This window comes from Rheinheimera muenzenbergensis (assembly GCF_036984005.1).
Lineage (GTDB): Bacteria > Pseudomonadota > Gammaproteobacteria > Enterobacterales > Alteromonadaceae > Alishewanella > Alishewanella muenzenbergensis.
Genome location: NZ_JALAAR010000001.1, coordinates 426,493 through 440,746, shown reverse-complemented (window position 1 = coordinate 440,746; position 14,254 = coordinate 426,493). Strand labels below are relative to the sequence as shown.

Genomic DNA, 14,254 nt, shown 5'->3' with positions numbered 1-14,254 from the left:
GTGAGTCAAGAATTAAAGTGTATTAAGCAGCACTTCGCGCACAAAACGACTGCCAAAATAGGCCAGTGTTAACAAAAAAGCACCGCTAATGGTTAAAAGGTTAGCGACTCTGCCACGCCAGCCAAGCCGGGCGTGGCCCCAGCATAAAACTGCAAACACCACAAAACCAAGCAGACTAAACACATTTTTATGCAGGTTTTCTTTTGCCAGCCAGTTATCTAAAAACACCGCACCAATTAACAGCGCCAGCCCCAATATTAATGTACCGGCCAGCAGTAACCGAAACTGCAATGTTTCAGCCTGTACCAACGGTGGCATATGCCGGGTTACCGCACTAAAGTCTTTTTGCTTGAGCTTAGTGCTGATATAGCTTACCTGAAAAGAGTACAGCATAGCCATAATTAACACCGCGTAAGCAATAAACGCCAGCAATATATGCAACATCAGGCTTGGGTGGTGTTCAAAATGCTGCACTGTTACGCTGTGCGGCAACAGTAAAACCGCCAGTTGCATTAACGCCGCAAAGCCATATACCACGGGTAATAATAAAATAGTTGGGGTGCGCAGTGCAGTTAAAGTTACCGCAACAGTAATAAGCCAGCACACTAAAGAACTGACATTCAATAAACTAAAATTTTGCCCGGGCCCGGCAAACAACATGGACACCAGCACCAGCATATGCAGCACTGTACCGGCTACCGCGGCGGTAAAGGTGGTTTTAAAGTGCGGGCCCTGCGGATGGAAAATACGCAGCAATACCGAGCCGGTGGCAACCAGATAAGCAAATAAGGCCAGAGTGGTTAACAAGCCGGTAGACATTAATAGCAATTCCTTTGGTTAGGCGAGCTTGGTATTGTATTGCAACTTTTAGCAGATGCCCAGCATCGAAGGCAACAGTTTCGTAACGGCTGCAGCGCGCGCTGTGGTTTGGTATACTCGGCAACATTACCACTATTGAGTGCAACGCTATGTTTGAAAATCTTTCTGATCGTTTAAGCCGGAGCCTGAAAAACATCACTGGCCGTGGCCGCTTAACCGAAGACAATATTAAAGACACCCTGCGCGAAGTGCGCATGGCACTGCTTGAAGCCGATGTAGCCTTACCGGTAGTGCGTGACTTTGTCGCCAACGTAAAAGAACGCGCCATGGGGCTTGAAGTTAGCAAAAGTTTAACGCCAGGCCAGGAGTTTCTGAAAATCGTCCGTAAAGCTTTAGAAGAAGCCATGGGCGAGGCCAATGAAGAGCTAAAACTAAACACTCAGCCACCGGCAGTCGTGTTGATGGCCGGTTTACAGGGGGCGGGTAAAACCACCTCTGTTGGCAAGCTGGCAAAGTTTTTAACTGAGCGTAAAAAGAAAAAAGTATTAGTGGTATCGGCTGACGTGTACCGACCGGCGGCGATTAAGCAACTGGAAACCTTAGCCAAAGATATTGGCGTAGAGTTTTTCCCCAGCGATATCTCGCAAAAGCCAATTGATATAGTTAATGCGGCTATTAATCATGCCCGTACCCGTATTTTTGATGTGCTGTTAGTTGATACCGCCGGCCGCTTACATGTCGATGCTGACATGATGGACGAAATTAAAGCCCTGCATGCCGCAGTAAAACCGATAGAAACCCTGTTCGTGGTAGATGCGATGACCGGCCAGGACGCCGCTAATACCGCCAAAGCCTTTAATGACGCCCTGCCATTGACAGGTGTGGTGCTAACAAAAACTGACGGTGATGCCCGTGGTGGTGCGGCATTATCAATTCGGCATATTACCGGCAAACCCATTAAATTTTTGGGAACCGGCGAAAAGACCGATGCCTTAGAGCCGTTTCATCCGGATCGGGTGGCATCGCGCATTCTGGGCATGGGTGATGTACTGGGCCTGATAGAAGAGCTGGAACTTAAGGTCGACAAAGACAAAGCTGCCAAGATGGCGCAAAAAGTAATGAAGGGTAAAGGCTTCTCACTGGAAGATTTTCGTGAGCAGCTGGTGCAAATGCGCGGTATGGGCGGCATGATGTCGATGCTGGATAAACTGCCCGGTATGAAAAACCTGCCGGCCGGCGCGATGAACCAGATGGGCGATAAACAGTTTGTAAAAATGGAAGCCATTATCAATTCTATGACGCCCAAAGAGCGCGAGTTTCCGGATTTATTAAAAGGTTCGCGTAAAAAACGCATCGCTGCAGGTTCCGGCACTCAGGTGCAGGACATTAACCAGCTGCTGAAACAATTTACCCAGATGCAAAAGATGATGAAACAGATGTCAGGTAAAGGCGGCATGATGAAGATGATGCGCGCCATGGGTGGCAAGATGCCGCCAGGCATGTTACCTCCGCGCTAGATTCAGATGAAAAGCCCTGTTTATTACAGGGCTTTTTGCAAGGACGAATAGTGTGAGTAAGCTATCAACAAAAGTATTTTTAATTTTCTTAGTGTCATTGGTCTATGTGATAACGGGTAGTGTTGTAGCAGGTTGGCTTGGAATTTTACCGCTTGTTATCGCAGTGTGTTTCCCTCAGATGTTCAAAGTTACTTTGCTCTTTTACATTGCATTGGCGGCATCGAACGTGTTTCTAATGCTATATGTTGGTGCAAAAAACAGCTTTCTGGATGGTTTTCTTCACACAATAGGCTTGCCCTATGGCAGTAATGAACTGGCTTTATTTTATGCTGCAAGAACTTGGGGCTTCGGGGTAGCTGGCTTTATGACGTTTATTGGTTATCACAATTATAAAACTGTGATGATGGAAACACGAGAATCCATAAAAGTAGAGAGTTAGGATCCACGAAGTATGTCAGCAATATCTCACAGTAACTGACGATTATTGCTCTGTTCTGTTGCTGACTTTAAGAGTATGTTTCCGGTATGTAAAACCATGGAGGGTTTTGTATGCAGGTATCTCTTAGTCAGTTATTGCACATTTCTCAGATTATCGACCCTATTGACGATGTCATTGCGCTTACACAGCGCAGCTGCGAGCTATTGGCGCAAGCGCTGCAACTGCCGGATCAGGTGCTTTATCTTAGTAACGCCGGTAAGCAACTTCAGCAGGTGGCGGCGGCGGGCGCTAAGTTTGCCCCCGGTACGGGCGTATTGTCGCCATTGCGGCTGTGTTACGGTGAAGGTGTGGTTGGCCTGGCAGCGCTTCAGGCACAAAGCCTTTGCATTGCTGATACCCGCACTATGCCCAGCTATATTTGTGATGACGCCTGTCGTTCGGCAGAGCTTAGCGTGCCTATTGTCTATCAGGGGGAAATACTGGGCGTACTGGATGCAGAGCATGCCGAAGTTGGTTTTTTCGGCCCGGCACAACAGCAATTTACCGAAGCGCTGGCGGCAATGTTGGCGCCACGGCTGGCAAACCTGGCTGCACGCCGGAGGATGGCCAAACGCCGGCGTTATTTCAGGCGCAGCGTGGCCCAGGCTGCGACAGCCAGTGTCTGTTCTGAATATTGGCTGTCGCTGCAGCAGTTCAACAGTACTGTGCTGCAGGCGCTAAAGCATTTTTACAGCGAAAAACGCTGGCAAACCTTACCTATGGCACAGATGGCGTTGTTACGTGACGAGGGCAATGAACCCGCACTGCAACAAGCGGCACTGCAGCAAAAGCTTGTTAATGCGATCACCGCTATGCAGCAACAAACGGCTACCCGGTTGTGGGGAAGCATTTTGTCAGCCCGTTATCTGGAAAAATGTGACCAGTTGTCTCTGGCCGAGCAACACTACATGGCATTTAGCACCTTGCGGCGTCATCAGCAACTGGCGCAGCAGCATCTGTTGCAGCAACTGTGGCAAGCCGAATTGTTGCTACGTTAATTTAAATGAGCACTTTGTTAGCAGTTTGTGTTTGCGTCGCTGGTTAAACTTAAGGCGAGTGGACAAGTAGCAAACAGGAGGCTCAGATGAAACTGCTCGCAATTGCAACAACCTTAACTGCCATTGGACTGGCAATGCCGGCTTTAGCGGTACAGTATGATTTGCCGTTTAAAGGACAAAATTTTACTGACAATGAAAAAATCTACACCCGGGACCATGCTGTCACCACGTCACAGCAATATGGCTACGATTTTAGTGGCCGCCGTTATGATTTTGATAATTCACGCTGGACGTCGGTAAATACTACACTGGCTGTTTATGACGCCGCGCCGACGAACAACAAGCATACCATTTATAGTAAGTCCGTTTACGCTATGCGCGCCGGCAGAGTTGTTGGTTGCTGGCGCAATGCACCGGAAAATCCCCGGCCGAAATTATCCGCTGATTCTGATGTGACCCGGCCATGGTTACATGCTGACTTTAAAGCCGGACTGATCCCCGGCGGAGGCAATATGTTGTGGGTAGAGCATGATGACGGCAGCCGGATGCTATACGCTCATATGATCCCAGGCTCAATTGGCCAGGACTTGTGCCCGCACAATGCCAGTCTGTTTCCGGCCCCGAAGGGGCGTAACAGTGAGTTTATTTATGTCGGTGTGGAGCCGGCGCAGCAGGCAGTTATCAGTAAAGGGCAATATCTGGGCCGGGTTGGCAATAGCGGCAGTTCTACCGGGCCACATTTACATGTGCATTTGCAAAACAGTAGCGGCGTAGGCCAACCCATAAGTTTTAGCCGCGGTATTGCTACCGTGCCAGATAACACTAAACCTTACGGCGGCCCCTGGGTGCGGTTTGCTGGCAGTGCTATCCCTGCCGGGCCGCAACTGATTTGGGCTCCGCGCACGGTGAGCAGCCGCTATGCACGCCACGCAGTAAAGGCTGAGGCGTATCAGAGCCTCTTTACCCATTTGTCTGATTCTGGCTTTAAACCCAGCTGGCTGGACGGATATAACGTCAGCGGTAACGTGTTTTACAATATGGTGTGGCAACCCTCTAACATTGGCTGGCGTTCATACCATGGCCGTAGCTCTGCGTCGTATCAGGCAGTATTTAATGACGCAATTGCCGATGGTTTTGTGCCGGTGCATGTTGACAGCCACATTACCGGGAGCGGGCCACGTTACAGCGTAATATTTGAGAAAAAAGCCTTAGCGACGCTGGCCCGGCATAACTTAAGCTATGCTCAGCATGTGCAGGTTATGGAGCAAGCCAAAGATTTAGGTATGCGGCCGGTAAGTGTGTCGGTAGTGTCCAGTGGCGGTGAACGTCGTTATACCACCTTGTATCACAAACACCCGGTAGGTAGCTGGACCTTAAGCTCGCAATTATCTTCTGCCGCCTATCAGAATAAAGTGCTAACTGAGGAAGCCGCAGGCCGGCGACCCATTTACGTCACATCCTATATGCATCAGGGGGACGTTAATTACAGCGCGGTATTTGCACAGCTTCCGCTGAAAACTTGGGAGGCACGGCATGGCCAGAGCTCTGCAACCTATCAAAATAACTTTAATATGCTGGGCGGACAGGGTTTTGCCATTGACGTAGTTTCCGGTATAGATGGGTTGAATGTGCACCGCTTTGCCGCAATCTGGACCAAGTAGTTAAGCTGTGATTATATTGCGTCACTAAGGGCGTAAACCGCGAAATACCTTGCAATTGCGCCCTAAATCAGTAAAATGCTGCAGCCCTTCGGTCCAACCGGGGGCTTTGTTATTTTTGATAAAACCTGAACGATAAAATTAGAGGGCCTTATGGTAACTATTCGTTTACAACGTGGTGGCGCGAAAAAGCGTCCATTTTACCAAGTTGTGGTAGCGGACAGCCGTTTTGCTCGTGATGGCCGCTTTATTGAGCGCGTGGGTTTCTTTAACCCAATCGCTGGCGGTACTGAAGAGAAACTGCGTCTGGACCTGGACCGCGTTAATCACTGGGTAGCACAAGGTGCTTCACTGAGTGATCGCGTGGCAAACCTGGTAAAAACTGCTGAAAAAGCATCTGCTTAATCAGCTAACGGTCGTGTGGAGTAGTCAGCTTGAGTGAGAAAGATTTAGTCGTTCTTGGCAAATTTGGTGCGGTTTACGGCATCAATGGCTGGCTTAAAGTTAACGCTTACACCGACTTCCCGGAAGGGATTTTTGATTACACACCCTGGCAAGTTAAATTTCAGGGTAACTGGCAACCAGTGCAGGTTTCCAGCTGGAAGCGCCATAGTAATGGCCTGATAGCGAAACTGGACGGTGTCAATGATCGGGACTTGGCGCAGCGTTATGTAAATGCTGACATTGCCATAGCAAGCCAGGCGCTACCTTCATTAGAAGAGGGCGAATATTACTGGAAAGACCTGATGGGCTTAGCAGTAATAAACGAGGCAGGCTACCACTTAGGTGAAGTCACCGACATGATGGAAACGGGTTCTAACGACGTGTTAGTTGTTAAAGCCAACCGTACCGATGCATTTGGTCAGAAAGAAAGGTTGTTGCCGTTTTTAATGCATACAGTGATTAAAAGCGTTGATTTAACCGAGCGTCGCATTATCGTAGACTGGGATCCCGCGTTTTAATGCCGGATGACACTAAGCTGTGGGTAGGGGTTATCTCCTTATTCCCGGAAATGTTTCAGGCAATAACGCAATATGGGGTAACCGGCCGTGCTGTTAAGCAGGGCATTATGCAGTTGCAATGTTGGAACCCGCGTGATTTCACAACGGACAAGCATCGCACTGTAGATGACCGGCCTTATGGTGGTGGCCCCGGTATGCTGATGATGGTGCAGCCGCTGCGTGACGCAATACGCGCCGCTAAGCAAGCTGCAGGTGAAGGTGTACACACGGTGTATTTGTCGCCGCAAGGCCGCAAGCTAGACCAACAAGGTGTTACTGAACTGGCGACGTATTCTAAGCTACTTTTGGTAGCTGGCCGGTATGAAGGCATTGATGAGCGCGTAATAGAAAGCGAAATTGACGCAGAATGGTCAATAGGTGATTACGTGTTAAGTGGCGGTGAATTGCCAGCGATGACATTGATAGATGCAGTGTCGCGCTTAGTACCAGGTGTACTGGGGCATGACCAGTCAGCAGAGCAGGATTCTTTTGCATCCGGTTTGCTGGATTGTCCACACTACACCAGGCCTGAAGTGTTATCAGACAAACAGGTGCCGTCAGTTTTACTGAGTGGTAACCATGAAAATATACGACGCTGGCGTTTAAAGCAGTCTCTTGGGAGAACCTGGCTTAGACGACCGGATATGTTAAATCTCCTGGCTCTGACTGAGGAGCAACGACGGTTACTGGCTGAATTCCAACGTGAACATCAGCAAGAGTGCCGGACGGGGCAGCAAGAAGACAGTTAATTCCAGGTAAAGTGAGATTGTTATGAGCAAAGTTAGCCAAAACATCATCAAAATGCTTGAAGACGAACAGTTAAAGCAAGACGTTCCTGCGTTCGCGCCGGGCGACACTGTAGTGGTTCAGGTTAAAGTTAAAGAAGGTGATAAAACCCGTTTACAGGCATACGAAGGCGTAGTTATCGCTAAACGTAACCGTGGCCTGCACTCTGCATTCACCGTACGTAAAATCTCTAATGGCGAAGGTGTTGAGCGTGTATTCCAGACGCACAGCCCAATGGTAGACAGCATCACCGTTAAACGTCGTGGTGCCGTTCGCCGTGCTAAGCTTTACTACTTACGCGATCGTTCAGGTAAATCAGCGCGTATCCGCGAAAAGCTTAACTAAGCTACCTTTAAGGCCGACACTTGTCGGCCTTTTTTCTTTTTGGCATAGTGCACGCTATGACCGACACTCAAGCCCCGCTTAGCACAGCCATTCTTAATTTGTTGCAAGGCCAGCTGGAAAGCCTGATCCTGGCATTTAAGCCGCAGCACAGCCCGATAGAAGAACAGTATTTGCTATCACGGCTGGGCTTAAAGCTACACAGCGATACGCTGCAAAGTGCTGATCTTGCCCGTTTTCAACAACACTTTGTGCTGTATCACTTGTTATACCGCATTCAGCAGCACTGGCTGACACAGCGCTACGGCTATTTAGCCATTGGCCTGGCCAAACTGCAGTTACTACCGCCAACTGACGCTTTGCCGCCTGACACAGACATTAGCCGGCAAAACTATTATCTAAATTGGCAGAACTTCTATGCCATGACAGAGCAATTACTTGACCAACATCTGGACGCTTTCTGGCAGCAGCTACAACGGCCAAACGTGCAACCAAATGCATTGGCGCACAACGAAGCGCTGGCTTTACTCAACTTACCCGCTGCGTTTACGCCGCAACAGCTGAAAAAAGCCTACCGCACTAAAGCATTGCAATTGCATCCGGATCGCGGCGGGGAGCCGCAACAATTTATTTTGTTACGCCAGGCCTATCAGCAGTTGTTACAACATTTCTGATTATCACCTTGTACATTTATATTTACGAAATTTTCCTTGCTGATTTTTTTATCGGCATCTTGATTTTATTGGCTTGCAATGGGTTGACGCCTGATGACCTGATCTTTATTATGCGCAAAGTGTATTTAATAAATTACGTTGTGTATAGATAAGTTTACGTAAGGGCGTGCTTAGCAACTTTGGCGTTTTTACCTATGCTTAATAAATTTTATGGTGGAGTTGTAGCATGAGCAAAATAGTAGATGATTTACGCATAGTGGCCGAAAAGCCGTTAAGTCCGCCGGCGGTATTGAAAAAAGTATTACCTTTGTCTGAGTCGGGCGCAGAGTTCGTGCAGCAGGCGCGCAACACCATAGCCGATATAGTGCATGGCCGCGATAAACGCTTATTGGTGGTAACCGGGCCTTGTTCCATTCATGATCCCGTTGCTGCTATTGAGTACGCTCAAAAGCTTAAACAATTGCAGCTGGACTACGCAGATAGTCTGTACATCGTCATGCGGGTCTATTTTGAAAAACCACGTACTACCGTAGGCTGGAAAGGTTTTATTAATGATCCGCATTTAGATGACTCTTTCGATCTGGAAACCGGTTTAACCTGGGGCCGTGAATTGTTGCTGAAGATGGTGGATATGCAGTTGCCTACCGCGACTGAGGCACTGGACCCGATCAGTCCGCAATATTTGTCCGATTTAATCAGCTGGTCAGCCATTGGTGCCCGCACCGTTGAATCGCAGACGCACCGCGAAATGGCCAGCGGCTTATCAATGCCGGTTGGCTTTAAAAACGGCACCGACGGCAACTTAAATATCGCTTTAAATGCGCTGCAATCCGCTGCCAGTGGCCATAGCTTTATTGGTATTAATCAGCGTGGTGAAGTGAGCCTGGTGCAAACTGCCGGTAATCCGGATGGTCACATTATTTTGCGTGGCGGCGCTAAGCCAAACTACGATGAGCACAGTATTGGTGAAGCATTGGCCAAGCTGGATAAATTACATTTACCACGCGGTATAGTAGTAGATTGTAGCCATGGTAATTCGAACAAAGATCACAACCGTCAGGGCGAGGTAGCGCAAAACGTGCTGGCACAACGACTGGCCGGCAACGCCGCTATAATCGGCATTATGCTGGAAAGTCATTTGCATGCCGGCCGGCAGGATCTAATTGACGGTAAAGCGGCTAAATACGGCGTATCGGTTACCGACGCGTGCATCGACTGGGACACAACGGCAACACTGTTAGCCAGTTTACATCAGCAAATGCAACCGGCAGTAGCGGCGGCCTAGTATGACCAATTCGCAAGCGGCGCAGGCTTTGTCGCCACTGCGCCAGCAAATTGATAGTATCGACAGCCAACTGGTGGCGCTGCTGGCGCAGCGCGCTAAAGTTACCGCTCAGGTTGGTAAAATTAAGCAGCAGTTTGCATTGCCGGTATATGTACCCGAGCGCGAGCAAGCGCTGCTGGCGGCCCGGCGGGAACAGGCTCAGGCGCTTGGTGTGTCGGCCGATTTAACCGAAGATGTGCTGCGGCGCATTATGCGTGAGTCTTACCAAACCCAGGAAAGTGGCTTTGTTTGCTGCCGTGACGGCGGTGGCAAGGTTGTTATTGTTGGTGGCGCTGGCGCGCTTGGTGCCCGCTTTGTTAGCCTGTTTCAGCGCTCTGGCTACGAGGTGGCACTGCTGGAGCAGCAAGACTGGCCAGAGGCTGAAACAATTTGTGCCGATGCCGTGCTGGTGTTGCTGGCGGTACCTATTACGCTGACCGTTCAGCTGATTAATAAGTTACCAATGCTGGCAGCCAACTGTGTACTGGCAGACATTACCAGTATTAAACAACAGCCGCTTAACGCCATGTTACAGCAGCACAAGGGCCCCGTGGTTGGCTTGCATCCTATGTTTGGCCCGGATATTACCAACCTGGTAAAGCAGGTGGTGGTGGTATGCCACGGCCGTGATGAAAGCCAATACCATTGGCTGCTAAAGCAACTGAATGTCTGGGGCGCAGAATTGGCTGTAAAGCAGGCGGCTGAGCACGATAGCGCTATGCAGCTTATTCAGGCGATGCGCCACTTTTCTTCTCTGGTATATGGTGTGCATTTGGCCGATGAAAACGCCGATCTTAATGAGCTTCTGCAGCTAAGCTCGCCAATATACCGGCTGGAGCTGGCGATGGTAGGGCGCTTGTTTGCGCAAAATGCTGAGCTATATGCCGATATTATGTTGTCATCCTGCGAAGTTGCAGCGTTGCTGCAACGTTATCAGCAACGTTTTACCGCTCTGCTGCAACTGCTACAAGCTAAAGACAAAGCCGGCTTAATGGCGCAGTTTGGTAAAGGCCAGCAGTTTTTTGGTGAGCTGGCCGGCCAATTTTTACAAGAGAGTAAACAACTACTGCAAAAAGCCGCAGATAGCCGCAGTTAGCAGTGAACAGATGTGTGTTAACCGGGCAGTTGGTAATAATCCATTATCAGCTGCCAGGCTTGCTCTGGGGTATCGGCGTACTGGATCAACTCCAGATCCGAGGCGCTGATCACCCCTTCCTCTACCAGCATGTCAAAGTTAATCAGCTTTTGCCAAAAAGCCTGGTCGTACAGGATAACCGGTACCCGCTCGGCTTTTTTGGTTTGAATAAGGGTGAGGGTTTCAAATAGCTCATCTAAGGTGCCAAAGCCACCGGGAAAGGCCAGCAGGGCGCGGGCACGCTGCAAAAAGTGCATTTTACGGATAGCAAAGTAGTGAAACTGAAAACAAAACTGCGGCGTAATGTAGGGGTTTGGCTGCTGCTCCTTCGGTAGTACGATATTTAAGCCTATGCTCTCACCGCCGGCGTCCATGGCGCCGCGATTGGCGGCTTCCATTACGCCGGGCCCGCCGCCGCTGATAATAGTCATAGCGCAGCTGGGGTTACAGCAGCTGTAACGGGTGGCCAGCGCCGCAAACTGCTGAGAAGCGGTGTAGTATTTGCTGTTTGCTAATTGTTTATTGGCGCGTTGCAGGGCTAGTTTATTTTCTGCGGTATCGGCGTTAGCCAGCTGATGTTCTGCCAGGGCTTGTGCGGTCTTTGCCTGCTCTGGCGATAAAAACCGCGCACTGCCGAAAACCACTATAGTGGCATTAATGTTGTGCTGCTCCAGCACTAACTGCGGTTTTAAGTATTCTAACTGTAAACGCACATGGCGCAGCTCGTCTTGCATTAAAAATTCATTGTCGGCAAATGCCAGCCGGTATGAGCTGTGGTGCTGCAATTTGGCTATCGCCTCAACAGACTGTTGTGCCGACGCCAGATGACGTTGATGTAGCTGATGTGGATCCGATGCCATTATCTGTTCTCCCAAAACGCACTGTTATAGCTGTTGTAATAAGCTTAAAGCAAAAGTGTGAAAACTAACATCTTGTTTGATATAGGCTAATCTTTAACGTCACGCTATGCGGTATAACACCAGCTACGATACTGACAAGGATATTACTCATGCCTCTTTCTGCTACGCTGGAATTTATCGGCGCCGCTCAGCAGGTTACCGGTTCCTGCTATCTTATCCGTCTGAATAATAAACAGATCCTGCTTGATTGTGGCATGGTGCAAGGTGCTGATCAGGTGCGCGAATGGCATAAGTTCCGCTTTGCCTTTAAACCAAAGGATATTGATCTGGTAATACTGTCGCATGCGCATATCGATCATAGTGGCCTGCTGCCGCTACTAGTTGCACGCGGTTTTACCGGCAAGATTATCTGTACGCCGGGCACGGCAGAATTGCTGCCGGTACTGTTAAAAGACTCGGTGCATTTGTATTTAAAGGATCTGGAGTGGCAAAACAAAAAGGCGGCGCGGGCCGGCAAAAAACTGCAAGATCCGGTGTTATCAATTGCTGATGCAGAGCGGGTGGTGCAACTTTGCGCTACCGCAGCTTATAAAAAACGCATTATACCGCTACCGGGCTTAGAGCTGGAATTTGCCGATGCCGGCCATATTCTTGGCTCGGCAATAGTGCAATTGTGGTTAAAAGGCAGCCAGGCAATGCGCAAGCTAGTGTTCTCCGGAGATTTGGGTAACCCCGCAACAGTATTAATGTATGACCCTACCGACATAGGCCAGGCCGATATTGTGTTGATGGAAAGCACATACGGCAATCGTAATCATCAAAATATGGACAGCTCACTAGATGAGTTTGCTGATGCATTGCAACAGGCTGACAAAGATGGTGGCAATGTATTTATACCGGCATTTGCGCTTGGCCGCTCGCAAGAAATTTTATATTACCTGGCGTTATTGCATCATCAGGGCCGGCTAAAACAGCGCATGGTGTTTCTTGACAGCCCGATGGCTATCAGCATTACCAATATTTACAACGATTATCTGCACTGCCTGGATCAAAAAGACTTAGCGGCTATTGGTTTTAAAAAAGGCATGCAACTGCAGGATTTACTGCCCATGCTGCGCCTGACTGAAAAAGTAGAAGAATCAATGGCGATAAACCGCGTTAGCGGCGGCGCTATTATTATTGCCGGCAGCGGCATGTGCAATGGTGGCCGTATCGTGCATCACTTCAAGCACAGTTTATGGAAAAACTCTAATCACCTGATCTTTGTTGGTTTTCAGGCCTATGGCACCCTGGGGCGGCGTTTGGTAGACGGCGAGCGGCGGGTAAAACTGTTTGGCCAGGAAATAGTGGTAAAAGCCAAAGTGCATACCATTGGGGGGTTTTCCGCCCATGCCGGCCAGAGTGAACTGCTGGACTGGGCGCAGGCGATAGGTGGCCAGCCGCAGTTCTATCTGGTGCATGGCGAGCCAGAGGCGCAGCAAGCACTGCAACAGGAATTGGCGCAGCTGGGTATACAGGCGCAAATTCCGGCCCAAGGTGATGTAATTTCGCTGTAAGCGGTAGGATATATTTTGTTACTTTTGGCCTATGGTCAGGCACAAGTGGCTGCTTTATAGTGCTGGCTGACTAATTCAGCCAAACGCTTACGGAGCACTTATGCGAAGCCCCTTGTTATTTTCTGGCCTGTTGTTGCTAAGCAGCGCATTGCAGGCTAATACTGCTGAGCCTCAGGTGTTGGCCGACGAGGTTAAAGCTTTATGGCAGGCTAATGATTATGCGGCAGCCGAGGCGTTGTTAACGCCGTTAGTGACGAAGAAAACTAAAGACGCTCAGCTGCTGGCATTGCTGGGACGTACCCAGGCCGGTTTGCAGAATATGCAGCGTGCTGAAGAGTTGCTGGAAAAAGCTATTAAGTATGATGCCAACAACGCTGATTACCAACACTGGTACGCGACGGCAAGTTGTAACCTTGCTGGCAGTGCCAGTATGTTCAGCGCTCTGGGTTATGCCAAGCGTTGTAAAAAAGCCTACGAAGCTGCGCTTAAACTGGCGCCGGAAAACCCTCGCAGCTATATAGCGCTGGGCAGTTTTCTTGCCCAGGCACCAAGCATCGCCGGTGGCGATAGAGACGAGGCGTTAGAGTTGGTGGCGCAGTTAAAACAGCTGGATCAGCTACAAGGCGAATTGCTGCAGTTAAGAGTGTCTGATTTAGCCGACGACGCCAGCTTTAAGCAGCTACTGGCCGAAACTGAATTGCTCAGTACCAGGCCGGAGCTGTATTTTCAGCGTGCTATGCAGTTTGCCCATGTTGAAAACTACAGTGCTGCCATCAGTGCGCTGCAGCAGGCACTAAGCCAACCGGCAGCCGATGATGATGCTGTTGCAAGCCAGGCTGAAAGCCGTTATCAACTGGGCAGAATTGCTGTGCTAAGCAAAACTGCAGTAGCTGAAGGCATAGCAGCGATGCAGCAATATCTTGCACAAACGCCGGATAAAGCCCGTATTGATTGGGCTAAGTTTCGTCTGGCGCAGTTACATCTTTTAGCCGACGATAAAGCCAAAGCCAATGCCATAATGCAACCGCTGCTGGCGGCAACAACAGACGATAAATTAAAAGATGAGCTGAAAAAGTTGCTCTGATAAACTAAGGGCCTGAATGTTT

At 49.5% G+C, this 14,254-nt stretch carries 15 protein-coding genes; 13 read left to right on the top strand and 2 right to left on the bottom strand.

The genetic code is table 11. The annotated features are described in order from the left end of the window. Positions 1-12: 12 nt before the first annotated feature. On the bottom strand, positions 13-819 hold the full coding sequence (locus MN202_RS02025) for a cytochrome C assembly family protein (protein WP_335734412.1): 807 nt from the start codon (positions 817-819) through the stop codon (positions 13-15). Positions 820-968: 149 nt separating this feature from the next. Between MN202_RS02025 and ffh the strand changes: the two genes are divergently transcribed. From ffh to tyrA, 11 genes are all read left to right on the top strand, one after another. Continuing rightward, positions 969-2,336, top strand: a complete 1,368-nt coding sequence (gene ffh / locus MN202_RS02020) for a signal recognition particle protein (protein ID WP_335734411.1) — start codon at positions 969-971, stop codon at positions 2,334-2,336. A gap of 52 nt (positions 2,337-2,388) precedes the next feature. Further along, positions 2,389-2,775 (top strand): hypothetical protein, encoded by a 387-nt coding sequence (locus tag MN202_RS02015; RefSeq protein ID WP_335734410.1) that lies wholly within the window; start codon positions 2,389-2,391, stop codon positions 2,773-2,775. Positions 2,776-2,885: 110 nt separating this feature from the next. Beyond that, positions 2,886-3,812, top strand: coding sequence for a GAF domain-containing protein (locus MN202_RS02010; RefSeq protein ID WP_335734409.1), 927 nt, complete (start codon positions 2,886-2,888; stop codon positions 3,810-3,812). Positions 3,813-3,898: 86 nt separating this feature from the next. Further along, the gene (locus MN202_RS02005; RefSeq protein ID WP_335734408.1) at positions 3,899-5,473 is read left to right on the top strand and encodes a hypothetical protein; all 1,575 of its coding nucleotides are present in this window, start codon (positions 3,899-3,901) and stop codon (positions 5,471-5,473) included. A gap of 150 nt (positions 5,474-5,623) precedes the next feature. Beyond that, positions 5,624-5,875 (top strand): 30S ribosomal protein S16, encoded by a 252-nt coding sequence (gene rpsP, locus MN202_RS02000; protein ID WP_027671544.1) that lies wholly within the window; start codon positions 5,624-5,626, stop codon positions 5,873-5,875. 29 nt (positions 5,876-5,904) lie between these two features. After that, entirely contained in the window at positions 5,905-6,432 is a 528-nt protein-coding gene (rimM, locus tag MN202_RS01995) for a ribosome maturation factor RimM (RefSeq protein ID WP_335734407.1), read from the top strand. After that, complete coding sequence (gene trmD, locus MN202_RS01990) at positions 6,432-7,220, top strand: tRNA (guanosine(37)-N1)-methyltransferase TrmD (protein WP_418333799.1); 789 nt, start codon at positions 6,432-6,434, stop codon at positions 7,218-7,220. The genes rimM and trmD overlap by 1 nt, the downstream gene beginning before the upstream one ends. 22 nt (positions 7,221-7,242) lie before the next feature. Then, a complete protein-coding gene (rplS, locus tag MN202_RS01985) occupies positions 7,243-7,602 on the top strand; it encodes a 50S ribosomal protein L19 (RefSeq protein WP_335734406.1) in 360 nt (119 codons plus the stop codon). A gap of 56 nt (positions 7,603-7,658) precedes the next feature. Next, a complete protein-coding gene (locus tag MN202_RS01980; RefSeq protein ID WP_335734405.1) occupies positions 7,659-8,273 on the top strand; it encodes a DNA-J related domain-containing protein in 615 nt (204 codons plus the stop codon). Positions 8,274-8,499: 226 nt separating this feature from the next. Further along, positions 8,500-9,558: a 3-deoxy-7-phosphoheptulonate synthase gene (locus MN202_RS01975; protein ID WP_335734404.1), complete on the top strand. Its 1,059-nt coding sequence runs from the start codon at positions 8,500-8,502 to the stop codon at positions 9,556-9,558. A gap of 1 nt (position 9,559) precedes the next feature. Further along, positions 9,560-10,693 carry a bifunctional chorismate mutase/prephenate dehydrogenase gene (gene tyrA, locus MN202_RS01970; RefSeq protein WP_335734403.1) on the top strand — a complete coding sequence of 378 codons (1,134 nt, stop codon included), beginning with the start codon at positions 9,560-9,562 and terminating at the stop codon, positions 10,691-10,693. 17 nt (positions 10,694-10,710) lie between these two features. Here tyrA and MN202_RS01965 read toward each other — a convergent pair whose 3' ends face one another. Further along, positions 10,711-11,592, bottom strand: a complete 882-nt coding sequence (locus MN202_RS01965; protein ID WP_335734402.1) for an LOG family protein — start codon at positions 11,590-11,592, stop codon at positions 10,711-10,713. Positions 11,593-11,741: 149 nt separating this feature from the next. Here MN202_RS01965 and MN202_RS01960 point away from each other — a divergent pair, with 149 nt between their 5' ends. After that, the gene (locus MN202_RS01960; RefSeq protein ID WP_335734401.1) at positions 11,742-13,148 is read left to right on the top strand and encodes an MBL fold metallo-hydrolase; all 1,407 of its coding nucleotides are present in this window, start codon (positions 11,742-11,744) and stop codon (positions 13,146-13,148) included. Between the two features lie 100 nt (positions 13,149-13,248). After that, a complete protein-coding gene (locus MN202_RS01955) occupies positions 13,249-14,232 on the top strand; it encodes a tetratricopeptide repeat protein (protein ID WP_335734400.1) in 984 nt (327 codons plus the stop codon). The last annotated feature ends 22 nt before the right edge of the window (positions 14,233-14,254 follow it).

What these genes read in the sequence shown, in the direction of transcription:
- MN202_RS02025 (WP_335734412.1), bottom strand. Translation starts at nt 819, where the DNA reads ATGTCTACCGGCTTGTTAACCACTCTGGCCTTATTTGCTTATCTGGTT.
- ffh (WP_335734411.1), top strand. Translation starts at nt 969, where the DNA reads ATGTTTGAAAATCTTTCTGATCGTTTAAGCCGGAGCCTGAAAAACATC.
- MN202_RS02010 (WP_335734409.1), top strand. Translation starts at nt 2,886, where the DNA reads ATGCAGGTATCTCTTAGTCAGTTATTGCACATTTCTCAGATTATCGAC.
- MN202_RS02005 (WP_335734408.1), top strand. Translation starts at nt 3,899, where the DNA reads ATGAAACTGCTCGCAATTGCAACAACCTTAACTGCCATTGGACTGGCA.
- rpsP (WP_027671544.1), top strand. Translation starts at nt 5,624, where the DNA reads ATGGTAACTATTCGTTTACAACGTGGTGGCGCGAAAAAGCGTCCATTT.
- trmD (WP_418333799.1), top strand. Translation starts at nt 6,432, where the DNA reads ATGCCGGATGACACTAAGCTGTGGGTAGGGGTTATCTCCTTATTCCCG.
- rplS (WP_335734406.1), top strand. Translation starts at nt 7,243, where the DNA reads ATGAGCAAAGTTAGCCAAAACATCATCAAAATGCTTGAAGACGAACAG.
- MN202_RS01980 (WP_335734405.1), top strand. Translation starts at nt 7,659, where the DNA reads ATGACCGACACTCAAGCCCCGCTTAGCACAGCCATTCTTAATTTGTTG.
- MN202_RS01975 (WP_335734404.1), top strand. Translation starts at nt 8,500, where the DNA reads ATGAGCAAAATAGTAGATGATTTACGCATAGTGGCCGAAAAGCCGTTA.
- tyrA (WP_335734403.1), top strand. Translation starts at nt 9,560, where the DNA reads ATGACCAATTCGCAAGCGGCGCAGGCTTTGTCGCCACTGCGCCAGCAA.
- MN202_RS01965 (WP_335734402.1), bottom strand. Translation starts at nt 11,592, where the DNA reads ATGGCATCGGATCCACATCAGCTACATCAACGTCATCTGGCGTCGGCA.
- MN202_RS01960 (WP_335734401.1), top strand. Translation starts at nt 11,742, where the DNA reads ATGCCTCTTTCTGCTACGCTGGAATTTATCGGCGCCGCTCAGCAGGTT.
- MN202_RS01955 (WP_335734400.1), top strand. Translation starts at nt 13,249, where the DNA reads ATGCGAAGCCCCTTGTTATTTTCTGGCCTGTTGTTGCTAAGCAGCGCA.